The organism is Micromonospora sp. NPDC047620, from assembly GCF_043205005.1.
GTDB lineage: Bacteria > Actinomycetota > Actinomycetes > Mycobacteriales > Micromonosporaceae > Micromonospora.
The window spans coordinates 75,633-93,100 of record NZ_JBIDDG010000007.1; the positions used below are offsets into that span (position 1 = coordinate 75,633).

Consider the following 17,468-nt stretch of genomic DNA (forward strand, 5'->3'; position numbering starts at 1 on the left):
GGACCCGTCGGCGACCCGGGGGCCAGGGACACCGGCACCGGATGCCCGGGACATACCCCACCGCGCGACGTCCACCCGGCCGGGACGAACCGGCCCGCATTCCAGGCGACTGTCGCCGGACCGACATTCGCACTGGAACGTCGGGGGATCACCAACCGGCCCCGCGACTGCCAGGATTCTCGGCATGCCGGTCCAGCAGCCCCCGCCCGCGGCGACCCACGGCGACCGCCGGCACCCGGTCGCCGCCTGGCTCGTCCTCGTCGGCTGTGCGCTGCTGTTCGTCGCCACCGCGGTCTGCTGGGTGCTCGCCCGCCGGCCCTGGGGACTGTCCCAGCTCTACTTCCTGGTCGACTTCACCGACTGCGCCGTCTACGGCGTGGTCGCCTGGCTGATCCTGCTGCGCCGGGGGCACCCGGTCGCCTGGCTGCTCGCCGCCACCGGGCTCGGCGGCGGGTTCGCCGCGCTCAGCGCCCAGTACGTCGACCTGCTCGGGGTGCACCCCGGGCTGCCCGACCCGGTGCTGCTCACCTCGGCCCGGCACTGGGCCTGGGCGCCGGGGATGCTCTCGCTGATCGTGGTGCTGCCCTGGCTGGTCCGGGAGGGCCGGCTGCCGCGGCCGGCCCGGGCGGCGGTGCTGGCCGGCGCCGTGGTCGTCGCCGGCTACGTGTTGTTCCAGCTCACCTGGCCCGGGCCGGGCGCGGGCGGGTCGGGCGCGCCGCTGCCGATCGCCAGCGCCGGGTGGGCGGAGTTCATCGAGCGGGTGCAGCCGGCCCTGCTGGTGGCCGTCCCCGCGCTCGGGCTGCTCACTGCCGCCGGGGTCGCCGCCCGCCGTCGCCGGGGCGCGCCCGCCGAGCGCGTCGGGCTGGGCTGGCTGGCCGTCGGCACGCTGCTGCTCGCCCTGAGCTTCGCGCCGGTGGCCCTCCCGGAGGGCTGGGCCCGGCCGGTGCCCGACGAGGCGGCCCCCGTCGCGATGCTCGCCTCGCAGGCGTTCTTCCCAGCCGCCGTGCTGGCGGTGGTGCTCCGGCAGCGGCTGTGGGGCATCGAGATCGCCGTCCGCCGCACCCTGGTCTGGTTCCTCATGACGTTTCTGCTGGTCGCCGCGTACGTGCTGGGGGTGTCGGTGCTGGACGCGCTGCTGCCGGCCACCCCGGCGGTGCCCGGGGCGCTCGTCACGGCGCTGGTCGCGATCGGCGTGCAGCCGGGCCGGATCCGGGTGCAGCGCCGGGTGGACCGGCTGATCCACGGCGCGGCGGCCGAACCGCTGCGCGTGGTGCGCCGCGTCGGGCACCGCATCAGCGCGACCGGGGACGCGGCCGACGTGCTCACCGAGGTGGCGCGCAGTCTGACCGACCTGTTGCGCCTCGGCGCCTGCGCCATCGAGGTGGACGGGCCCGAGGGCTGCTCCGCGCGGGCCGAGTCGGCCGGGCCGCCCGGCGCGCCGCTGGTGCTGCCGCTGCGTCGGGGGGAGCGCGAGGTGGGCCGGCTCACCGCGTGGGCCCGGGCGGGGGAGCGGCTGGACGGGCGCACCCGGGCCGCGCTGCTCGACCTGATGCCGCTGGTCTCCTCCGCGGCGAGCCTCGCCGCGACCAGCGGCGCGCTGGCCGCGTCCCGGGCCCGGCTGGCCGAGGCCCGCGACTCCGAGCGGCGCAAGCTGCGCCGGGACCTGCACGACGGCCTCGGGCCGGCGCTGGCCGGGGTGGCGCTCGGCGTGCAGGCCGCCCGGAACCTGCTCGCCGTCGACCCGGACGCGGCCGGCCGGCTGCTGGACCGGCTGCGCGACGAGATGGACCAGAGCGTCGAGCAGGTCCGCGACCTCGCCCGGGGTCTGCTGCCGCCGGTGCTCGGCGAGCGGGGCCTGGTGCCGGCCGTGCACGAGCTGGCCCGGCGGTACGACGGCGCGCCGCTCCTGGTCGAGGTCGACGCGGCCCCGCTGCCGCTGCCCGAGCCGGTGGCCACCGCCGTGTACGGCATCGTGGCCGAGGCGCTGCGCAACGCGCACCGGCACGCCGCCGCCCGGACCTGCCGTATCGCGCTGACGGTGGACGAGGCGGGCCTCACGCTCACCGTCGCCGACGACGGGGCCGGGATCCCGCCGGGGGCACCGCCCGGCGTCGGCATGCTGTCGATGCGCGAGCGGGCCGAGGGGGTGGGCGGGACGTGCGCGGTCGGTCCGGGGCCGGCCGGGGGCACCCTGGTCACCGTCCGGGTGCCCGCCGACCGCTGCGCCGTGCCCACCCGCGCCCCGGCGGAGCGGCCCCCGGACCGCGCGCCGTGGCCGCTGGAGGGCGCGGGCACCGCCGGCACGAGCCCGACGAGCCCACCGCACGTCGCGGTGTCGTCGCGCGGGGCGGTGGTGTCGACGCCCGACGGCGCGTCGTCGCCGGGCCCCGGCGACCGGACGGCCGTCGACCTGGCTGCGGGCCGGACGGTGGGGGTGGCGTCGTGACCGGGACGGATGGTGGGGGTGGCCTGGCTGTGGGCCGGACGGTGGGGGTGGCCTGGTGACCGGGACGGGCGGTGGCGCGGTGACCGGGACGGACGGCGGGGTGATCCGGGTCGCGGTGGTGGACGACCATCCGGTCTTCCGCCTCGGCATGACCGCGCTGCTCGCGAGCACCGCCGGCCTGCGGGTGGTCGGCGAGGCCGCAGACGCCGACGAGGCCCTGCGGGTGGCCGACACCCTGCGCCCGGACGTCATGGTCATGGACCTGCACCTGGGCGGCCGGTCCGGGGTGGAGGCGACCCGGGAGATCGTCGGGCGGCACCCCGGGATCGGGGTGCTCGTGGTCACCATGCTGGACGACGACGACTCCGTCTTCGCGGCGCTGCGCGCCGGCGCCCGCGGTTACCTGCTCAAGGGGGCCGCGCCGGGGGAGGTGGAACGGGCGGTCCGGGCGGTGGCCAACGGCGAGGTGCTGCTGGGCCCGGCGGTCGCCGCCCGGGCGGTGGGCTTCCTGGCCGGCGCCCGGGCGGCCGGCCCGGTGCCGTTTCCCGAGCTGACCGACCGGGAGCGCGAGGTGCTCGACCTCGTCGCCCAGGGGCTGAGCAACGTGGTGATCGCGCGGCGGTTGACGCTCAGCCCGAAGACCGTCCGCAACCACCTGTCCAACGTGCTCACGAAGCTCCAGGTCGCCGATCGGGGCCAGGCGATCCAGCGCGCCCGGCAGGCCGGCCTCGGTCAGCTCTGAGTCCCGCCGAGGCGGGCGGCGTACGCGTCGCGCAGGGCCGGCCAGCCGAACTTCGTCGCCTCGGTGCCCCGGATCGGGCCGACCGGGTCGCCGTCGAGCAGGGGTTCGGCGACGTCGAGGCAGAGGTGCCAGCCCGCGGCGGCTCCCTATGCTCGGGGTCATGGAACTGCGGATCTTCACCGAACCCCAGCAGGGCGCGACCTACGACGACCTGCTCGCCGTGGCCCGCTGCGCGGAGGACGCCGGCTACGGTGCCTTCTTCCGCTCCGACCACTACCTGAAGATGGGCTCGGTGAGCGGCGACCCCGGCCCGACGGACGCGTGGACCACCCTCGCCGGGCTGGCCCGGGACACCAGGCGGATCCGGCTGGGCACGCTGATGACCGCCGCCACCTTCCGGCTGCCCGGCCCGCTGGCCATCACGGTGGCGCAGGTCGACCAGATGAGCGGCGGCCGGGTCGAGCTGGGCATCGGCACCGGCTGGTACGCCGAGGAGCACACCGCGTACGGGATCCCCTTCCCGTCGCTCGGGGAGCGTTTCGACCGGTTGGAGGAGCAGCTCGCCGTCATCACCGGGCTCTGGGCGACGCCGCCGGGCAAGACGTTCGACTTCGCCGGGACGTACTACCCGGTCAGCGACTCGCCGGCCCTGCCGAAGCCGGTGCAGGACCCGCGTCCGCCGATCCTGCTCGGCGGCATGGGCCCGAAGCGGACGCCCCGCCTGGCCGCCCGCTACGCCGACGAGTTCAACCTGCCGTTCGCCTCGGTCGAGGACTCGGCCGCCCAGTTCGGGCGGGTCCGGGACGCCTGCGCGGAGGCGGGCCGGGACCCGGCCGAGCTGTGCTGGTCCAACGCGCTGGTGCTCTGCTGCGGCCGGGACGACGCCGAGGTGGCCCGGCGGGCGGCTGCCATCGGCCGGGAGCCCGACGAGCTGCGCGCCAACGGCCTGGCCGGCACCCCCGCCGAGGTCGTCGACAAGATCGGCCGGTACGCGGAGATCGGCAGCGAGCGGCTCTACCTCCAGGTGCTCGACCTGGCCGACCTGGACCACCTGGAGCTGGTCGCGGCCGAGGTGATGCCCCGGCTATGAGCCGCGCGGCGGCCCGGGTAGCCGTCAGGCCCGCGCGGCCGGCTGCCCGGCCTTGGGCGCCGGCCCGGGGTGGGGCACCGGGTGCGGCGCGGGCGGGGGCGCGGGCGTCGGTCGGGGTCCGGGCGTCGTGCCCACCGGGGCGGGATCGCGGTAGCTGCTCATCGCCGTAGGGTTCCCCGACGCCGGCGGTGGTAACCGTCGCCGGACGGCGGGCACCCGTCCGCGACGCAGCCCGACGACCACGGGCACGGGCAGGGGGCCGCCGACGCCGCCGGCCGTCGTCCCGGAACGAGCTGCGCCAGCCGGTCGCGGAGGCGGTGGGTTGGCTGCGCTGCGGGGCCTTGTTGGTTCTGCTGCTGGGCGGGCCTCGCGCTGCGATGTCCGCGCGGGCGGTGTCGGGGCCCGCGGGCCGCGCCTCCCGGGTCAGCCGCCGGGGCGACCGGCCATCTGCTCGCGCAGGCTGCCTCGCTGCACCGCCCGGCTGATGTCGCTCGGCGAGACGATCCCGACCAGCCGGCCGTCGGTCACCACCAGCGCCCGCCCGTCGGCGCACTCGCTGAGCCGGGGCAGCAGGTCGTTGAGCGGCTCCTCCGGCCGCGCCAGCACCAGCTCGTCGGCGCGGCAGGCCACCTCGGCCAGCGTGGTGGCGGCCCGGCGGTCCGCCGGGATGCCGCGGACCCGGTCGAGGGTGACCAGGCCGACGGGCCGGTCGTCCTCGGTCAGCGGCAGCGCCGTGTGCCGGTACGCGAAGAGGTAGTGGTCGACGAAGTCGGCCACGGTCATCTGCCCCGACGCGGTCTGCGGCTGCGGCGTCATCACGTCGGCCACGTGTATCCCCCGCAGCGCGCTGCCCATCCGGGCCTGCCTCTCCTCCATGCCGGCGGCGCCGATCAGGAACCAGCCGATCAGGGCCAGCCACAGCCCGCCGAAGCCGACCCCGGCCAGGAACTGCCACAGCCCCAGGCCGATCAGCAGCGCGCCGAGAACCCAGCCGGCCCGGGCGGCGACGATCGACGCCTTGGTCCGGTCGCCGGTCGCCTTCCAGACCGCCGCGCGCAGCAGCCGCCCGCCGTCCAGCGGGGCGGCGGGGAGCACGTTGAAGACCGCCAGCAGCACGTTGATGCCGGCCAGCCACGCCAGCGCGCCGAGCGGTAGCCCGTCGACCCCGGCCAGGGCGAGCACCACCGCGATCGCGCCGAAGAAGAACCCGATCAGGAGGCTCACCAGCGGGCCGATGCCGGAGATGCGCAGCTCCGCGCCCGGGTTGGGCGCCTCGCCGCGCAGCTCGGCCACCCCACCGAAGAGCCACAGCGTGATGCTGCCGACCTCCAGCCCGTTGCGCTTGGCCACGATCGCGTGGGAGACCTCGTGGGCGAGCAGGCCGAGGAAGAAGACGAGCGCCGCGGCGAGCCCGGCGAGGACGTACGCGATCACGGGCCGGTCAGGGTAGGCCCGGGGGAACTGGTTGGCCGACAGCGCCCAGGCGATCAGCACGAAGATGACCAGGACGCTCCAGTTGACCCCGACCGGCACGCCCGCGATCCGGCCGAGCCGGAAACTCGCCCTCATGCCCGGGGACTACCCCCGGAAAGTGCTTCCATGCGTTGAAAGCGCAGGTCGAAAGCCCTGGTGATGATTGACGAACCGGCAATTCACATATATCTATTTTGTGGACGTCGCAAGTCTCTCGATCACCGCCACAGCCGGTGGCCGGTACACGCAGAGGAGCCCTCGTGAACCCACGTACCTTCCGTCGCGCCACCCTGTCGCTGGGCATCGCGGCCACCACCCTGGCTGCAGCGGTCGCCACCCCTGCGTATGCCCGGCCCGACCATTCCGCACCCGCGCCGGCGACCGTCGCCGCCAGCCCCGTGTTCACCGTGCTGGACGGCGTGGCCCGTCAGGTGGCGGACGCCTTCGCCGATCGGGCCAGCATGGGTAGGCTGAGCACCTCCGCCGCGAACGGCCCGGTCGACCTGCTCGCCGTCAACCTGAGCGGACGACTCGCCGGCGACCTGCGCTCGGCCAACCAGCGGCTGTTGATCGCCAAGGGCCTGCCAGCCGGCACCGGCTCGCTGCTGCGGTTGCGGCTGGCCCACCCGGACATGCGTGTGGCACTGGCGCGCGGCGAGGCGCCGCTGGTCGCCGCCACCCCAACCGACGACTCGGCGACGAGCGTGACCGCGTACGACCGCTCCGGCGGCACGGTGGTGCTGGACGCCGTCCGGGTGCCGCAGCGGCCGGTGCTGCTGGTCGACGTCGACACCGAGCGGGCGCTTTCCGCTGGTTTGACCGTGATGCGCGAGGAACTGGGCGCGCGGGGCATCCGCCAGGCGGCTCCGGTGCCGCCCGCGTCCCGTGCCTCGGGCGGTGGGGTGACCGCCGCAGCCGGTTACTGGGCCACCAAGGCCGATGCCGTCCGGCTCGGCGACGACAAGGAGCCGTGGATCAAGGGCGGTGCCGAGATCTACAACATCGTGGCCGGGTTCGGGCTGGACGGCAAGGTCAAGGTCGACCTGGTGCAGATGCCGTACCTGGACCACGACGGCACCACGTACTACCCGAACCAACTGCTGGTGCACTTCTCGTCGTACAAGTACAACCTGGCCGACGTGGTCATGATGGAGGACGACGGGGACACCAACTATTCCGCACTGGTCAAGGCGATCGCCGGCGCGCTGCTGGTGATCGTGGACGGCGGCGCGTACACCCCGCTGGTCAACGCGATTCTGGACGCCATCCCGACCTCCTGGTACACCGATGACCCGGACTTCGTGGATGCCTGGTACACCCTGTCCACCGCCAGCAGCGGCCGGAAGTACGGCGCGGCCGGCAACGGCTGGATGGACGTCACCGGGTACTGGGTGCAGGAACTCTGACCCGTTCTGGTGGTGCTTGGGCGGGTGGCCCGGCTTCCCCGGGTCGCCCGCCGCCGCCGACAGGCCGGTGCTGATCACCCAAGCGGCGGGTGCTTGAGTCGCCATGCCGACAGCTGGGCATGGATGCGGGTCGCTCGTCGGGATAGTTGCGAGGGTGGCGGGGCTGAACCTTGAGAGCGACGATCCGTACCTCTGGCTGGAAGATCTTGGTGGCGCGGACGCGGCCCGGTGGGTGCGGGACCGCAACGCGGAGACCGTCGCCGCGCTGACCGGCGGCGAGGCGTTCGCCGCGCTGCGGGCCGAACTCCGGCAGGTGCTCGACGCCGAGGACCGCATTCCCTATCCCGGGTGGCGTGGGGACGGCTTCTACTACAGCTTCTGGACCGACGCGGCGCACCCGCGCGGGATGTGGCGGCGGACCACGCTCGACGAGTACCGCCGGCCCGAGCCGAAGTGGGACGTGCTGCTCGACGTCGACACGCTGGCCGCCGAGGAGGGCGAGAACTGGGTCTGGAGCGGGGCGACGGTCCTGCGGCCCGGCTACCGGCGCGGCCTGGTCAGCCTGTCCCGGGGCGGCGCCGACGCCGTCGTGGTGCGCGAGTTCGACCTGGCCCGACGTGCCTTCGTCGAGGACGGCTTCACGCTGCCCGAGGCCAAGAGCGACGTCTGCTGGATCGACGCGGACCACGTCTACGTCGGCACCGACTTCGGGCCCGGTTCGCTGACCGCCTCCGGCCATCCGCGCACGGTCCGACGGTGGCGGCGGGGCACGCCGCTGATCGAGGCCGATGTCGTCTACGAGGGTTCCGCGGACGACGTCGCCGTCTACGCCTCGCACGACCCGACGCCCGGGTTCGAGCGCGACTTCGTGGGCCGCGGCCTGGACTTCTACCGCACGGAGAACTACCTGCTGACAGCGGCCGGCGAGCGGATCCGGATCCCCGTGCCGGAGGACGCCCAGTGGGACGTACGCCGGGAGTGGCTGCTGATCCGGCTGCGCTCGCCGTGGGCGGTCGGCGGGGTGACCCATCCCGCAGGCACCCTGCTGGCGGCCCGGTTCGACGCGTTCCTCGCCGGGGAACGGGAGATGGCGGTGCTCTTCCGGCCGGACGTCCGCACGGCGCTGAGCTACCACTCCTGGACGCGCAACCACCTGATCCTGGCCACCCTCGCCGACGTGCGGAGCCGGCTGGAGGTGCTGACGCCCGGCGGGACGGGATGGCGGCGGGAGCCGCTGGCGGGGGTGCCGGAGTTCGACCACAGCGGGATCGTGGACACCGACCCGGACCACAGCGACGCCTACCTGCTCGCCTCGGAGGGGTTCCTCCAACCGGCGACGCTGCGGCTCGGCCACGTCGGCGGCCAGGTGGAGACCCTCAAGCAGGAGCCGGCGTCCTTCGACGCGGACGGCCTGGTGGTACGCCAGTTCTTCGCCACCTCGGCCGACGGCACGCGGGTGCCGTACTTCGTGGTGGGGGACCCGCAGGCGCCCGCCGGGCCGACGCTGCTCACCGGGTACGGCGGGTATGAGATCTCCCAGACCCCGCACTACAGCGGGATCATCGGCCGGGGATGGCTGGCCCGGGGCGGCACCTACGTGGTCGCGAACATCCGGGGCGGCGGGGAGTACGGCCCGCAGTGGCACCACGCCGCGCTGCGCGAGAACCGGCCCCGGGCGTACGAGGACTTCGCGGCGGTGGCGGCCGAGCTGGTGACACGCGGGATCACCACGCCGGCGCAGCTCGGCATCGAGGGCGGCAGCAACGGCGGGCTGCTCATGGGGGTGATGCTGACCCGCTATCCGTCGCTCTTCGGCGCGGTCGTCGCGAGTGTGCCGGTGCTGGACATGCGGCGCTACCACCGGCTGCTGGCCGGCGCCTCGTGGATGGCCGAGTACGGCGACCCGGACGAGCCGGCCGACTGGGCCTACCTGCGCCGGTACTCGCCGTACCACAACGTCCGCGGCGGGTTGGCGTACCCGCCCGTCCTGCTCGTCACCTCGACCCGCGACGACCGGGTGCATCCCGGGCACGCCCGCAAGATGGCCGCCCGGCTGCGCGAGCACGGCCACGACGTGTCCTACTACGAGAACGTCGAGGGCGGGCACGGCGCGGCGTCGAACAGCGAGCAGCGCGCCTTCATCTGGGCGCTGACGTGTGAGCTCCTGTGGCGGAAGCTGGCCGGACGGCCGCGCCAGCCCCTGCCGCGCCAGCTTCCGCCGCGCCAGCTTCCGCCGGTCGACGCGCGGGCGGGCGGGTCGGCCGGAGAATCCGGCACCGACAGCCCGCAGACGCGGGAGAGCGGTGTCCCCGCTGATCAGGGGCTCGAAGGATAGGGAAACGACCGATTACGCGCCGCGCGCCAGCGCCTAGCGTCGCGGCATGACGCTTCGACTGTTCCCGGCTGCGCCGTGTCGCGGCGCCACCAGGGCGCGCGTCGCGCTCGCGATCACCTGCTGCGTGGCGCTCGTCGGGTGCTCGTCCACCCCGGGCGACACCTCGACCGCCGAGGAGTCGCCCGGGTTGGCGGCCCGCTACGGCCAGTCCCCGGCGAAGGATCCGTCCGGGTTCACGTACCAGCCGGACGTGGTCGTGGTCGACGGCGGCGCGGCGGCCGTCCGGTCGGTGAGCGGCGACGGGTTGGTCTGGACGATCGACGGGGGCGTGCGCGGCCTGGGCGACCTCGACGTGGGTGAGGTCATGTTCCTGACCTCGCGGGCGGTCGGCCGGGTCGCGGCGAAGGAGCGGGTCGGCGGCGACGTCGCGGTCACGCTCGTGCCGGTGCAGCCGCAGGAGGTGATCCGCGACGGGCGGATCAAGGTCGACGCCGCGATCGACGTCGCGGACATCGGCACCGACAGCATCGGCATCCAGGAGATTCCGGACCTGCCCGGCACCGTCGCAACCCCGGATCGGGCCGACACGGACCTGCAACTGGCCAGCAGCGTGCCCGACCGGGGTGCGCGGCAGCCGACGACCGTGTTCGACGCGGCCGGCGGCGCGGGCGTCGTCCGCGAGCCGGGCCACCGCGTGGGAGCCCCGGCGCGCCGGTTCGCCGCCGCGACGGTGCCGCAACAGTTGGTCGGGAGGATCGCCGGGGCGGACGAGAAGCTGCCGTCGCCGGCCAAGGAGAAGCTGGACGTCACTCTCGACGACTGGGGTGTGACGACGGCGCTCGACGCCAAGGGGCTGACCGTCTCGGTGTACCGCAAGGAGGGCAGCCACCTGAAGTTCGGCGCCGACATCACCCTCGGCTTCAAGACGCTGCGGCTGGCCACGGACGTCGCCCTGACCGCCGGCACCATCGCCGCGAACCCGGGCGCCGTCCTGCACGGCCTCGAGTCGCTGGAGGTCAAGCTCCAGGCCGGGCTCGGCGGCGGCACGGAGAGCAACTCCAAGGTGAAACTCGAGGTGCCGGCCGAGATCTTCAACAAACCGATCATGGTCAACGGCCTTCCGATGGTGCTCGTCGGCAAGGTGAAGCTGGTCATCGAGACGGCGCTGACCGGGAAGAACTCGACGCTCACCGCGTCCGGCAAGTGGGGGCTGGTGGGAGCGCTCGGCATGCAGGCGGGCACGCCGCTGGTGCCCACGTTCAGCGTCATCACGAGCATGATGGACTCGATCAGCGGCATCACGCTCGGCCCGAGCGGGCTCGTGATCGCGCCGGAGTTCAAGTTCTCGCTGGGCTTCGGGGTGCCCGGGGCCTCCGCCGGCCCGTACGCGAAGTTCCGGTTCGCGGCGGGGGTGACCAACGGCTCGGCGTTCGGCGCTCCGCTGGCCCGGTGCACCCGGGTCGACCTGGTCATCAAGGGCGGCTTCGGCATGGGGATCAACATCGACGGCGAGTTGGGGAAACTCATCGGCGACCGCCTTCCCGGGCGGCCGAAGTTCAAGGCCGACCTGGAGAGCGAGTTCCTGTGGGACATCGTGAAACGCTCGCAGACGATCCCCGACGTGCCGCTCTGCACCGGGGGCGGCTGACGCCGAGTAGGGTGGCTGCTCCGCGTCAGCCGGCGGTGCCGACCGGAACCACCCAGGGCGTGGGCTGGCCGGTAATCGCGGTGATCAGGTCGAAGTCGCCGTCATAGTGCAGGACGGTGGCTCCGTGTCGCTCGGCGGTGGCGGCGATCAGCAGGTCCGCCATGGACAGCGCAGGGTGGTTGCCCTTGTGCAGCGCCTGCACCTGGACTTCGACTGCGCGATCCCAGACTTCGTCGGGCATCGGCAGCCACCGGAAGCCACTCAGCAGCCACCGCGCACGCTGTGCGTCCTTGGCGGTGCGGGCGCCGCCTTGATATCGCGTCCGAGCCGCTGGCTATGACGGACGAGATGGCTCCACCGGGACGGCCATAACTGGCCCTACTACGGGCCGGTCTCGCCGAGAGCCAAGTAACGGTGCGTAAGGGCTAAGACTGCTGGTGCTGCCGCACGACAGTGCGCGGATCCGCCGATGACTGGGCGGCTCGTGCATACGCGGAGGGGCGGCGTGCGGCGGCAGCCTGACCCCGGAGTCAGTGCGCTTCGAGGACGAAGAAGACGAAGCAGAGGAACGACTTGCGGTCCACGAGCGGTGGAGGCAGGAGCTCGCGCGGAGTCTCGGGAGAGATGGGGGGTGCTGATGACCGAGAGGCGGTAGCCCGCGTCGGTGAACGCGTCCGTCGTCGCGTTGATCCACCCGGTACGTGTGGACGAGAATCGACGCCGTGGAAGACGTGGGTTTCTCTCAGGACTGGGTCCCATTGCTGGGCCAACTTGACCGGCATGTGTCTTCCGGGCGGCTTTCGCCGGACACGGCGGCGTTATCAGATCTTATGAACATCTATCAGGTGCCGGGGGTCAGCATCGCCGTCGGGCACGTGAGCGGGCGGATGTGGGCGGCGGGGCATGGCGTCACGGGTGGCGAGACGTCGACGCCGGTGACCGCGGGCACCGCGTTTGCGGCCTGCTCGATCAGTAAGCATGTCGCCGCGTTCGGCGCATTGATACTGGTCCAGGACGGTGTCCTGGATCTGGACACCGACATCGGCGAGTACCTCACCTCGTGGCGACTACTCGACCGCGAGGGTCAGCAACCGGGAGTTACGTTACGACAATTGCTGGCGCACACGGCGGGTTTGTCCGACACCTGGTACCGCGGCTATGCCGCAGATCGCGCCCCGTCGCTGTTGCAGGTCCTGGAAGGCAGCGGCCCGACGACTACTCCACCGGTTCGGTCGACCCTGTTGCCGGGTAGCCGTTTCCGGTACTCGGGCAGCCACTACTCCGTGCTCCAGCAGCTGATGGTGGACGCGACCGGAATCCCGTTCGAGGACCTCATGCAAACTCTGGTGCTGGAACCGGTGGCCATGGCCGACAGCAGCTTCGACCAGCAGTTTCCGCACCAGCGACCGCATCTGGTGGCTCGTGGCCATCACGGTGGCGGCACCGGGATTCCCGGCGGTTGGCGAGTGCAACCGGAGACGGCCGCAGGTGGACTGTGGAGCACCCCGACCGACCTGCTCCGGCTCGACCTCGAGATCGCCCGGGCGGCTTCGGGAGACTCGAAGCTGCTCGACCGCGACCTGGCCACCGAGATGTGGACACCGCAGATTCCTGGCGGCATCTACGGGCTCGGCACTGAGGTCGACGACCGCGCCGGGCGCCGTCGCTTCGGACACACCGGGTTGAACGTCGGCTATACCTGCTTTTCCTACGTGTGGCCCGACAGCGGCACCGCGGTCGCTGCGATGACTAACTCTGAGGATGGATGGGAGCTGCTGGCCAGCATCCGCGCCGCCGCGGACCGTCGGTACGCCACCGGTGTCACAGCCGCGCCGCATAGTGACGTGACGGGCCGCTACGTCTTACACGACGGCTACCCGATCGACATCGCGGTCACCAACGGCCAACTGACCTTCTCCGCCGCTGCCCAGCAACCGGTTGTACTACTGGCAGACCCAGACGGACTCTACCTACACCCAGGACTCGATCTGGAAGTCCGGTTCCTGCAGACCAACGACCAGCCTTACATCCTGGAACTGCGGCAGGAAGGAGTCACGCAAACCGCGACACCATCAACCATGCAACCAAAATAGCCGAGTATTCACCTGTGCTGGCGGCGGCCAACGATGTGCTGGCCGGACGGCCGGCGGTGCCTGCTCTGGCTCGACCACGACGGCGCGTGCTCGCGGCGGCCGAGGTGGCGGTGAGTGTGGCGCCGGTGTGGTCAGGCCGTCGGGGGTGGGGTGGGCAGCTCGTCGACCACCACCACCTCGGTGCCGGGGCGCACCTCGGCCAGCAGTCTCCGCTGCCCGCTCTTCGTCAGCCGGATGCAGCCGTTGGTGGTCTTCATGCCCAGCTCGCCGTCGTGGTACCAGCTGTGTATGCCGATGTGCGCCCCGCGCAGGCTGGCCGGCACCGACTCCGGGTCGTCGGGCACCGCGCCGAGGGCGAAGATGTCCACCCCCCCGTACACGTCCTGCGGCGGCGGGGTGCGGCCGAGGACGAAGGTCCGGCCCAGCGGGGTCTCCTGGCCGCGCTGGCCGAGGCTGATCTCCCAGGACTGGACGGCCTGGCCGGCGCGGTACCAGGTCAGCCGGTGCGGCTTGCGCTCGACCACGAGTTGGTCGCGCAGCGGCACGGTGGTGAAACCGCCGGGCGGCAGCCAGGCGAGGGTGCGGTTGGCCGAGGGGAGCAGCACGGCCGTCCAGCCGGCGCGCCGCTGGGCGATCGGCATGGTCAGCTCGACGCCGTTGATGGTGGGGGCGAGGAAGGCCAGCGGCCGCCCGCCGGGGGCGGTGTAGGCGGCGATCTCGCGGGTCGGGTGCAGGCCCTCGGTCAGCGGCGTGGTGTCCAGGGTGTCCGGGTCGGCCGGGAATCCGGCGGGCGCCGGGCCGTAGTCGACCACCGGCAGGTCGTCGGGCGCGGGCGCGGCGACGGGCACCCGCTCCGGCGTCGGGGCCGCGCTGCTCGGCGCGGCGGCGGTCGGCGTGGGCGGCGCGACGATCGGAGGTGCGGAGGGCGTGCGGTCGGGGGTCAGTGCCCAGCCCGTGGCCCCGACGGCCGCCAGCAGCAGGGGTACGCCCACGGCGATGGCCAGCAGGCCCGCCCGCTGCCGGATCATTCGGTCAAAACGCACGAAACCACTGTAACGGGTGGAGAGCGACGAAGCCCCCGCCTGGCCGGAAAGTCGACCGGGGACGGGGGCCGTCGGTGGGGTGGCGGGTCAGCTGAGCCGGGCGCCGACGTGGATGGCGACCGCGTCGTGGGCGGGTATGTTCGCGGCGAACCAGCCGTTGCCGTCCACAGTGATCACCGGCCCGCTGCACGTGCCGTTGGCGAAGGTGCCGTGGATGACGTCGCAGTAGCGGCCGGCCGGCAGCCCGGCGTGGTAGGACCGGCCGGTGATCGCGTGGTCCTCGTCGTTGACCGTCAGATAGCCCTTGCCGGCGCGGCTGAAGGCGATGTGGTTGTTGCCGTTGTCGTACCAGTTGGCGACGCCGGCGCCCTCGGTGGCGTTGCGGAAGCCGACCATGTTGGCGATCACCGGCCAGCGGTGCTCGCACTCCCAGCCGGAGTAGCAGGTGGTGTCCAGGGTCCGGCCCGAGCCGTCCGAGGGTGGGCCCTGGTCGCGCTGGCTGAACGTGTAGCTCGACATGACCGTCGGGGAGCCGTACGGCCAGCCGAGCATGAACGCGTTGGCCAGCGCGTAGATGCCCCGGTCGCGGTAGGTCAGCACGCCGCCCACGTCGCGCTGGGTGTCGTGGTTGTCCACGAACACCGCCGCCGAGCCGCTGGGCAGGTGCCCCCAGCCCTCGCCGAAGTTGCGCAGGTAGGCGAGCTTCTCGGAGCGGAAGACCCGGGCCAGGTCCTTGCCGTAGCGGAACTCGTGCACGTCGCCGTTGCCGGTGTACTCACCCGGCTGGATCGGCTCGCCGGCCCCGTGGATGACCTCCTGCACCAGGTACGCGGGGCGGGACAGCTTGCCCTTGATGGCGGCGATGTCGGCGGCCGGCATGTGCTTGCTGGCGTCCATCCGGAAGCCGTCGACGCCGAGCGAGAGCAGGTCGTTGAGGTAGCCGGCGATCCGCGTCCGGACGTAGTCCGACTCGGTCTTCAGGTCGGCGAGGTTGACCAACTCGCAGTTCTGCACCTCGTAGCGGTCGTTGTAGTTGGCGATGTCGTCGTTGCCGTTGCGGCCGCAGTGGTGGAAGTCCTGAATCTGGTAGATCCCGGGGTAGTCGTAGTGGCCGTACGACGAGCCGGCCCAGCCGGTGCCGCCGTTGTCCTGCCCGGACATGTGGTTGACCACCGCGTCCACGATCACCTTCACCCCGGCGGCGTGGCAGGCGTCGACCATGGACTTGAACTGGGCGCGGGTGCCCTTGCGGGACTCGATCCGGTAGCTGACCGGCTGGTAGGCCAGCCACCACTGCGAGCCCCGGACGTGCTCCTGCGGCGGGGAGACCTGGACCCAGCCGTACCCCTTGGGGCCGAGGGTGCTCTGGCACTCGGTCGCCACCGAGGCCCAGTTCCACTCGAAGAGGTTGGCGATGACCTTCTTGCTGCCGGCCGGGGCCGCGGCGGCCGGGGGCGCCGTCGCGGCGGCGGGGACGATCAGGCCCGCGATCACGCCGAGGGCGACGATCGCCGACAGACGTCGACGTCTCTGCATCGGAGGACTCCTGACGGGGTGCGGGGGCGGGGCGGCGGCGGGCCGGGGGGAGGGCCCGATGCTGCCGGAAAATTGCAGCCCGGTCTGAAAGTTTCCGAAAGATTACAAGCGTGTTGCAGTGGCTGTCAACGCATGGACATGCGTCACTGCGGTGAAGTGAAGGGCAGCCGCGCCGTCCGTGAGGGCGGCACCGCGGCTCGCCACCGCCGAGTCGCCCCCGCCGGCGGAAGACGCGAGGCGGGGGCGAGGGCCGAAGGTCAGCGGGTCGGGGTGAGGCGGTCGGTGCCCAACCGGTCGCGGAGCACCTCGGGCACCAGCACCGAGCCGTCGGGCTGCTGGAACTGCTCCAGGATGGCCGGGAACAGGCGGCTGGTGGCCAGCGCCGACCCGTTGAGGGTGTGCACGAAGCGGGTCTGCTTGCCACCCGGCTCCCGGTAGCGGATGGCCGCCCGGCGGGCCTGGTAGTCGCCGCCCCAGGAGACCGACGAGACCTCCTTGTACTTGCCCGTGCTCGGCATCCACACCTCGATGTCGAGGGTCTTTTTCATCGCGGCGCTGGCGTCGCCGGCCGACAGCAGGGTGCGCTGGTAGTGCAGGCCCAGCGCCTCGACCAGGCTCTCCGCGTGGCCGACCATCGCCTCCAGCGCGGCGTCGGCCTGCTCGGGCAGGGTGAACTGGAAGATCTCCACCTTGTTGAACTGGTGGCCCCGCACCGTGCCGCGCTCGTCCGAGTGCGAGCCGGCCGCCTCGCGCCGGTAGCACGGGGTGTAGGCGAACACCCTCAGCGGCAGCTTCGCGGTGTCCAGGATCTCGTCCTGGAACGCCCCGAGGATCGCGGTCTCCGCCGTGGGCAGCAGGAACTGCCCGCGCGGCGCGGACTGCCGGTCCAGGTGGTAGACGTCGTCGTAGAACTTGGGGAACTGGCCGGCGGCGAAGCCGGCGGTGTCCAGCAGCAGGTGCGGCGGGAGCAGGAACTCGTAGCCGGCCTCGATGTTCCGCTCGATCAACCAGTTGACCAGCGCCCACTCCAGCCGGGCGCCCAGGCCCGTGTACATCCAGAAGCCGGAGCCGCCGAGCTTCACGCCGCGCTCGTGGTCGACCAGACCCAGCGCGCGGCTCAGCTCCACGTGGTCGCGGACCTTCTCGATGGCCGGCGGCGCACCGAAGGTCTTGACGACCCGGTTCGCCTCCTTGCCGCCGCCGACCACGTCGTCGGCCGGGAGGTTGGGCAGCTCGCTCATCCGGTCGCGCAGCCGGGTCTGCACCTCGTCGAGCTGACTCTCCAGCTCGGCGAGCTGCTTGCGCTCGGCCTCCGGGGCGGTCACCTGCGGCTCGGTGCCGGCCCGCTTCGCCTGCGCGTACGCGCGCGCCTCGGCCTTGCGGCGCTGCCGCTCGGCGTCGATCCCACTGATCAGGGCACGGCGTTCCTGGTCGAGCCGCTGGATCTCGTCCAGGGCACGGGTGACCTCGGCGGGATCCAGTCGCTTCGCCAGCGCGGTCTCCACCGCCTCGCGATCCTTCCGGATCAACTCCATGTCGAGCATGCTGCTCCGTACGCCTCCGTCCGGACGTCAGGTGGACCCACCGATGCTACCGTCGCGGCCCGGTCGCGCCCCGAGCCGGTCCGGACACCCCCCGCCCTCGTGTAAGGAAGGG

The 17,468-nt window shown here is 72.9% G+C and carries 11 protein-coding genes and 1 pseudogene; 7 read left to right on the top strand and 5 right to left on the bottom strand.

The features are described 5' to 3' along the window. Nucleotides 1-184 precede the first annotated feature (184 nt). The 3 genes from ACGF5C_RS10380 (at nt 185) to ACGF5C_RS10390 (ending at nt 4,278) form a co-directional block, all read left to right on the top strand. On the top strand, nt 185-2,446 hold the full coding sequence (locus ACGF5C_RS10380) for a sensor histidine kinase (RefSeq protein WP_393299334.1): 2,262 nt from the start codon (nt 185-187) through the stop codon (nt 2,444-2,446). A 55-nt stretch (nt 2,447-2,501) separates the two neighbouring features. Then, entirely contained in the window at nt 2,502-3,188 is a 687-nt protein-coding gene (locus ACGF5C_RS10385) for a response regulator (RefSeq protein ID WP_393263206.1), read from the top strand. A gap of 160 nt (nt 3,189-3,348) precedes the next feature. Continuing rightward, the gene (locus tag ACGF5C_RS10390) at nt 3,349-4,278 is read left to right on the top strand and encodes an LLM class F420-dependent oxidoreductase (RefSeq protein ID WP_393299336.1); all 930 of its coding nucleotides are present in this window, start codon (nt 3,349-3,351) and stop codon (nt 4,276-4,278) included. 423 nt (nt 4,279-4,701) lie between these two features. Here the strand turns inward: ACGF5C_RS10390 and ACGF5C_RS10395 are convergent, their stop codons facing one another. Continuing rightward, entirely contained in the window at nt 4,702-5,847 is a 1,146-nt protein-coding gene (locus ACGF5C_RS10395) for a site-2 protease family protein (protein ID WP_393299339.1), read from the bottom strand. Between the two features lie 164 nt (nt 5,848-6,011). Here ACGF5C_RS10395 and ACGF5C_RS10400 point away from each other — a divergent pair, with 164 nt between their 5' ends. The 3 genes from ACGF5C_RS10400 to ACGF5C_RS10410 all read left to right on the top strand — a co-directional run bounded on the left by ACGF5C_RS10400 (nt 6,012) and on the right by ACGF5C_RS10410 (nt 11,140). Further along, a complete protein-coding gene (locus ACGF5C_RS10400; protein ID WP_393299343.1) occupies nt 6,012-7,157 on the top strand; it encodes a DUF3103 family protein in 1,146 nt (381 codons plus the stop codon). A 154-nt stretch (nt 7,158-7,311) separates the two neighbouring features. After that, entirely contained in the window at nt 7,312-9,492 is a 2,181-nt protein-coding gene (locus ACGF5C_RS10405) for a prolyl oligopeptidase family protein (RefSeq protein ID WP_393299346.1), read from the top strand. Nucleotides 9,493-9,538: 46 nt separating this feature from the next. Then, nucleotides 9,539-11,140 carry a hypothetical protein gene (locus ACGF5C_RS10410; RefSeq protein ID WP_393299349.1) on the top strand — a complete coding sequence of 534 codons (1,602 nt, stop codon included), beginning with the start codon at nt 9,539-9,541 and terminating at the stop codon, nt 11,138-11,140. A 25-nt stretch (nt 11,141-11,165) separates the two neighbouring features. Here the strand turns inward: ACGF5C_RS10410 and ACGF5C_RS10415 are convergent. Continuing rightward, nucleotides 11,166-11,423, bottom strand: a pseudogene (locus tag ACGF5C_RS10415) (PIN domain-containing protein); the annotation flags it as partial. Between the two features lie 439 nt (nt 11,424-11,862). Between ACGF5C_RS10415 and ACGF5C_RS10420 the strand changes: the two are divergent. Next, nucleotides 11,863-13,233: a serine hydrolase domain-containing protein gene (locus tag ACGF5C_RS10420; RefSeq protein WP_393299352.1), complete on the top strand. Its 1,371-nt coding sequence runs from the start codon at nt 11,863-11,865 to the stop codon at nt 13,231-13,233. Between the two features lie 131 nt (nt 13,234-13,364). Here the strand turns inward: ACGF5C_RS10420 and ACGF5C_RS10425 are convergent, their stop codons facing one another. The 3 genes from ACGF5C_RS10425 to serS form a co-directional block, all read right to left on the bottom strand. Continuing rightward, nucleotides 13,365-14,276, bottom strand: coding sequence for a L,D-transpeptidase (locus ACGF5C_RS10425; RefSeq protein WP_393299355.1), 912 nt, complete (start codon nt 14,274-14,276; stop codon nt 13,365-13,367). A gap of 87 nt (nt 14,277-14,363) precedes the next feature. Continuing rightward, nucleotides 14,364-15,812 carry an alpha-amylase family protein gene (locus ACGF5C_RS10430; protein WP_393299358.1) on the bottom strand — a complete coding sequence of 483 codons (1,449 nt, stop codon included), beginning with the start codon at nt 15,810-15,812 and terminating at the stop codon, nt 14,364-14,366. Nucleotides 15,813-16,069: 257 nt separating this feature from the next. Next, complete coding sequence (gene serS / locus ACGF5C_RS10435; protein WP_393299361.1) at nt 16,070-17,356, bottom strand: serine--tRNA ligase; 1,287 nt, start codon at nt 17,354-17,356, stop codon at nt 16,070-16,072. Between the last annotated feature and the right edge of the window lie 112 nt (nt 17,357-17,468).

Bases quoted from the DNA above. Each gene is read 5' to 3' on its own strand.
- ACGF5C_RS10380 (WP_393299334.1), top strand. From the start codon at position 185: ATGCCGGTCCAGCAGCCCCCGCCCGCGGCGACCCACGGCGACCGCCGG.
- ACGF5C_RS10390 (WP_393299336.1), top strand. From the start codon at position 3,349: ATGGAACTGCGGATCTTCACCGAACCCCAGCAGGGCGCGACCTACGAC.
- ACGF5C_RS10395 (WP_393299339.1), bottom strand. From the start codon at position 5,847: ATGAGGGCGAGTTTCCGGCTCGGCCGGATCGCGGGCGTGCCGGTCGGG.
- ACGF5C_RS10410 (WP_393299349.1), top strand. From the start codon at position 9,539: ATGACGCTTCGACTGTTCCCGGCTGCGCCGTGTCGCGGCGCCACCAGG.
- ACGF5C_RS10430 (WP_393299358.1), bottom strand. From the start codon at position 15,812: ATGCAGAGACGTCGACGTCTGTCGGCGATCGTCGCCCTCGGCGTGATC.
- serS (WP_393299361.1), bottom strand. From the start codon at position 17,356: ATGCTCGACATGGAGTTGATCCGGAAGGATCGCGAGGCGGTGGAGACC.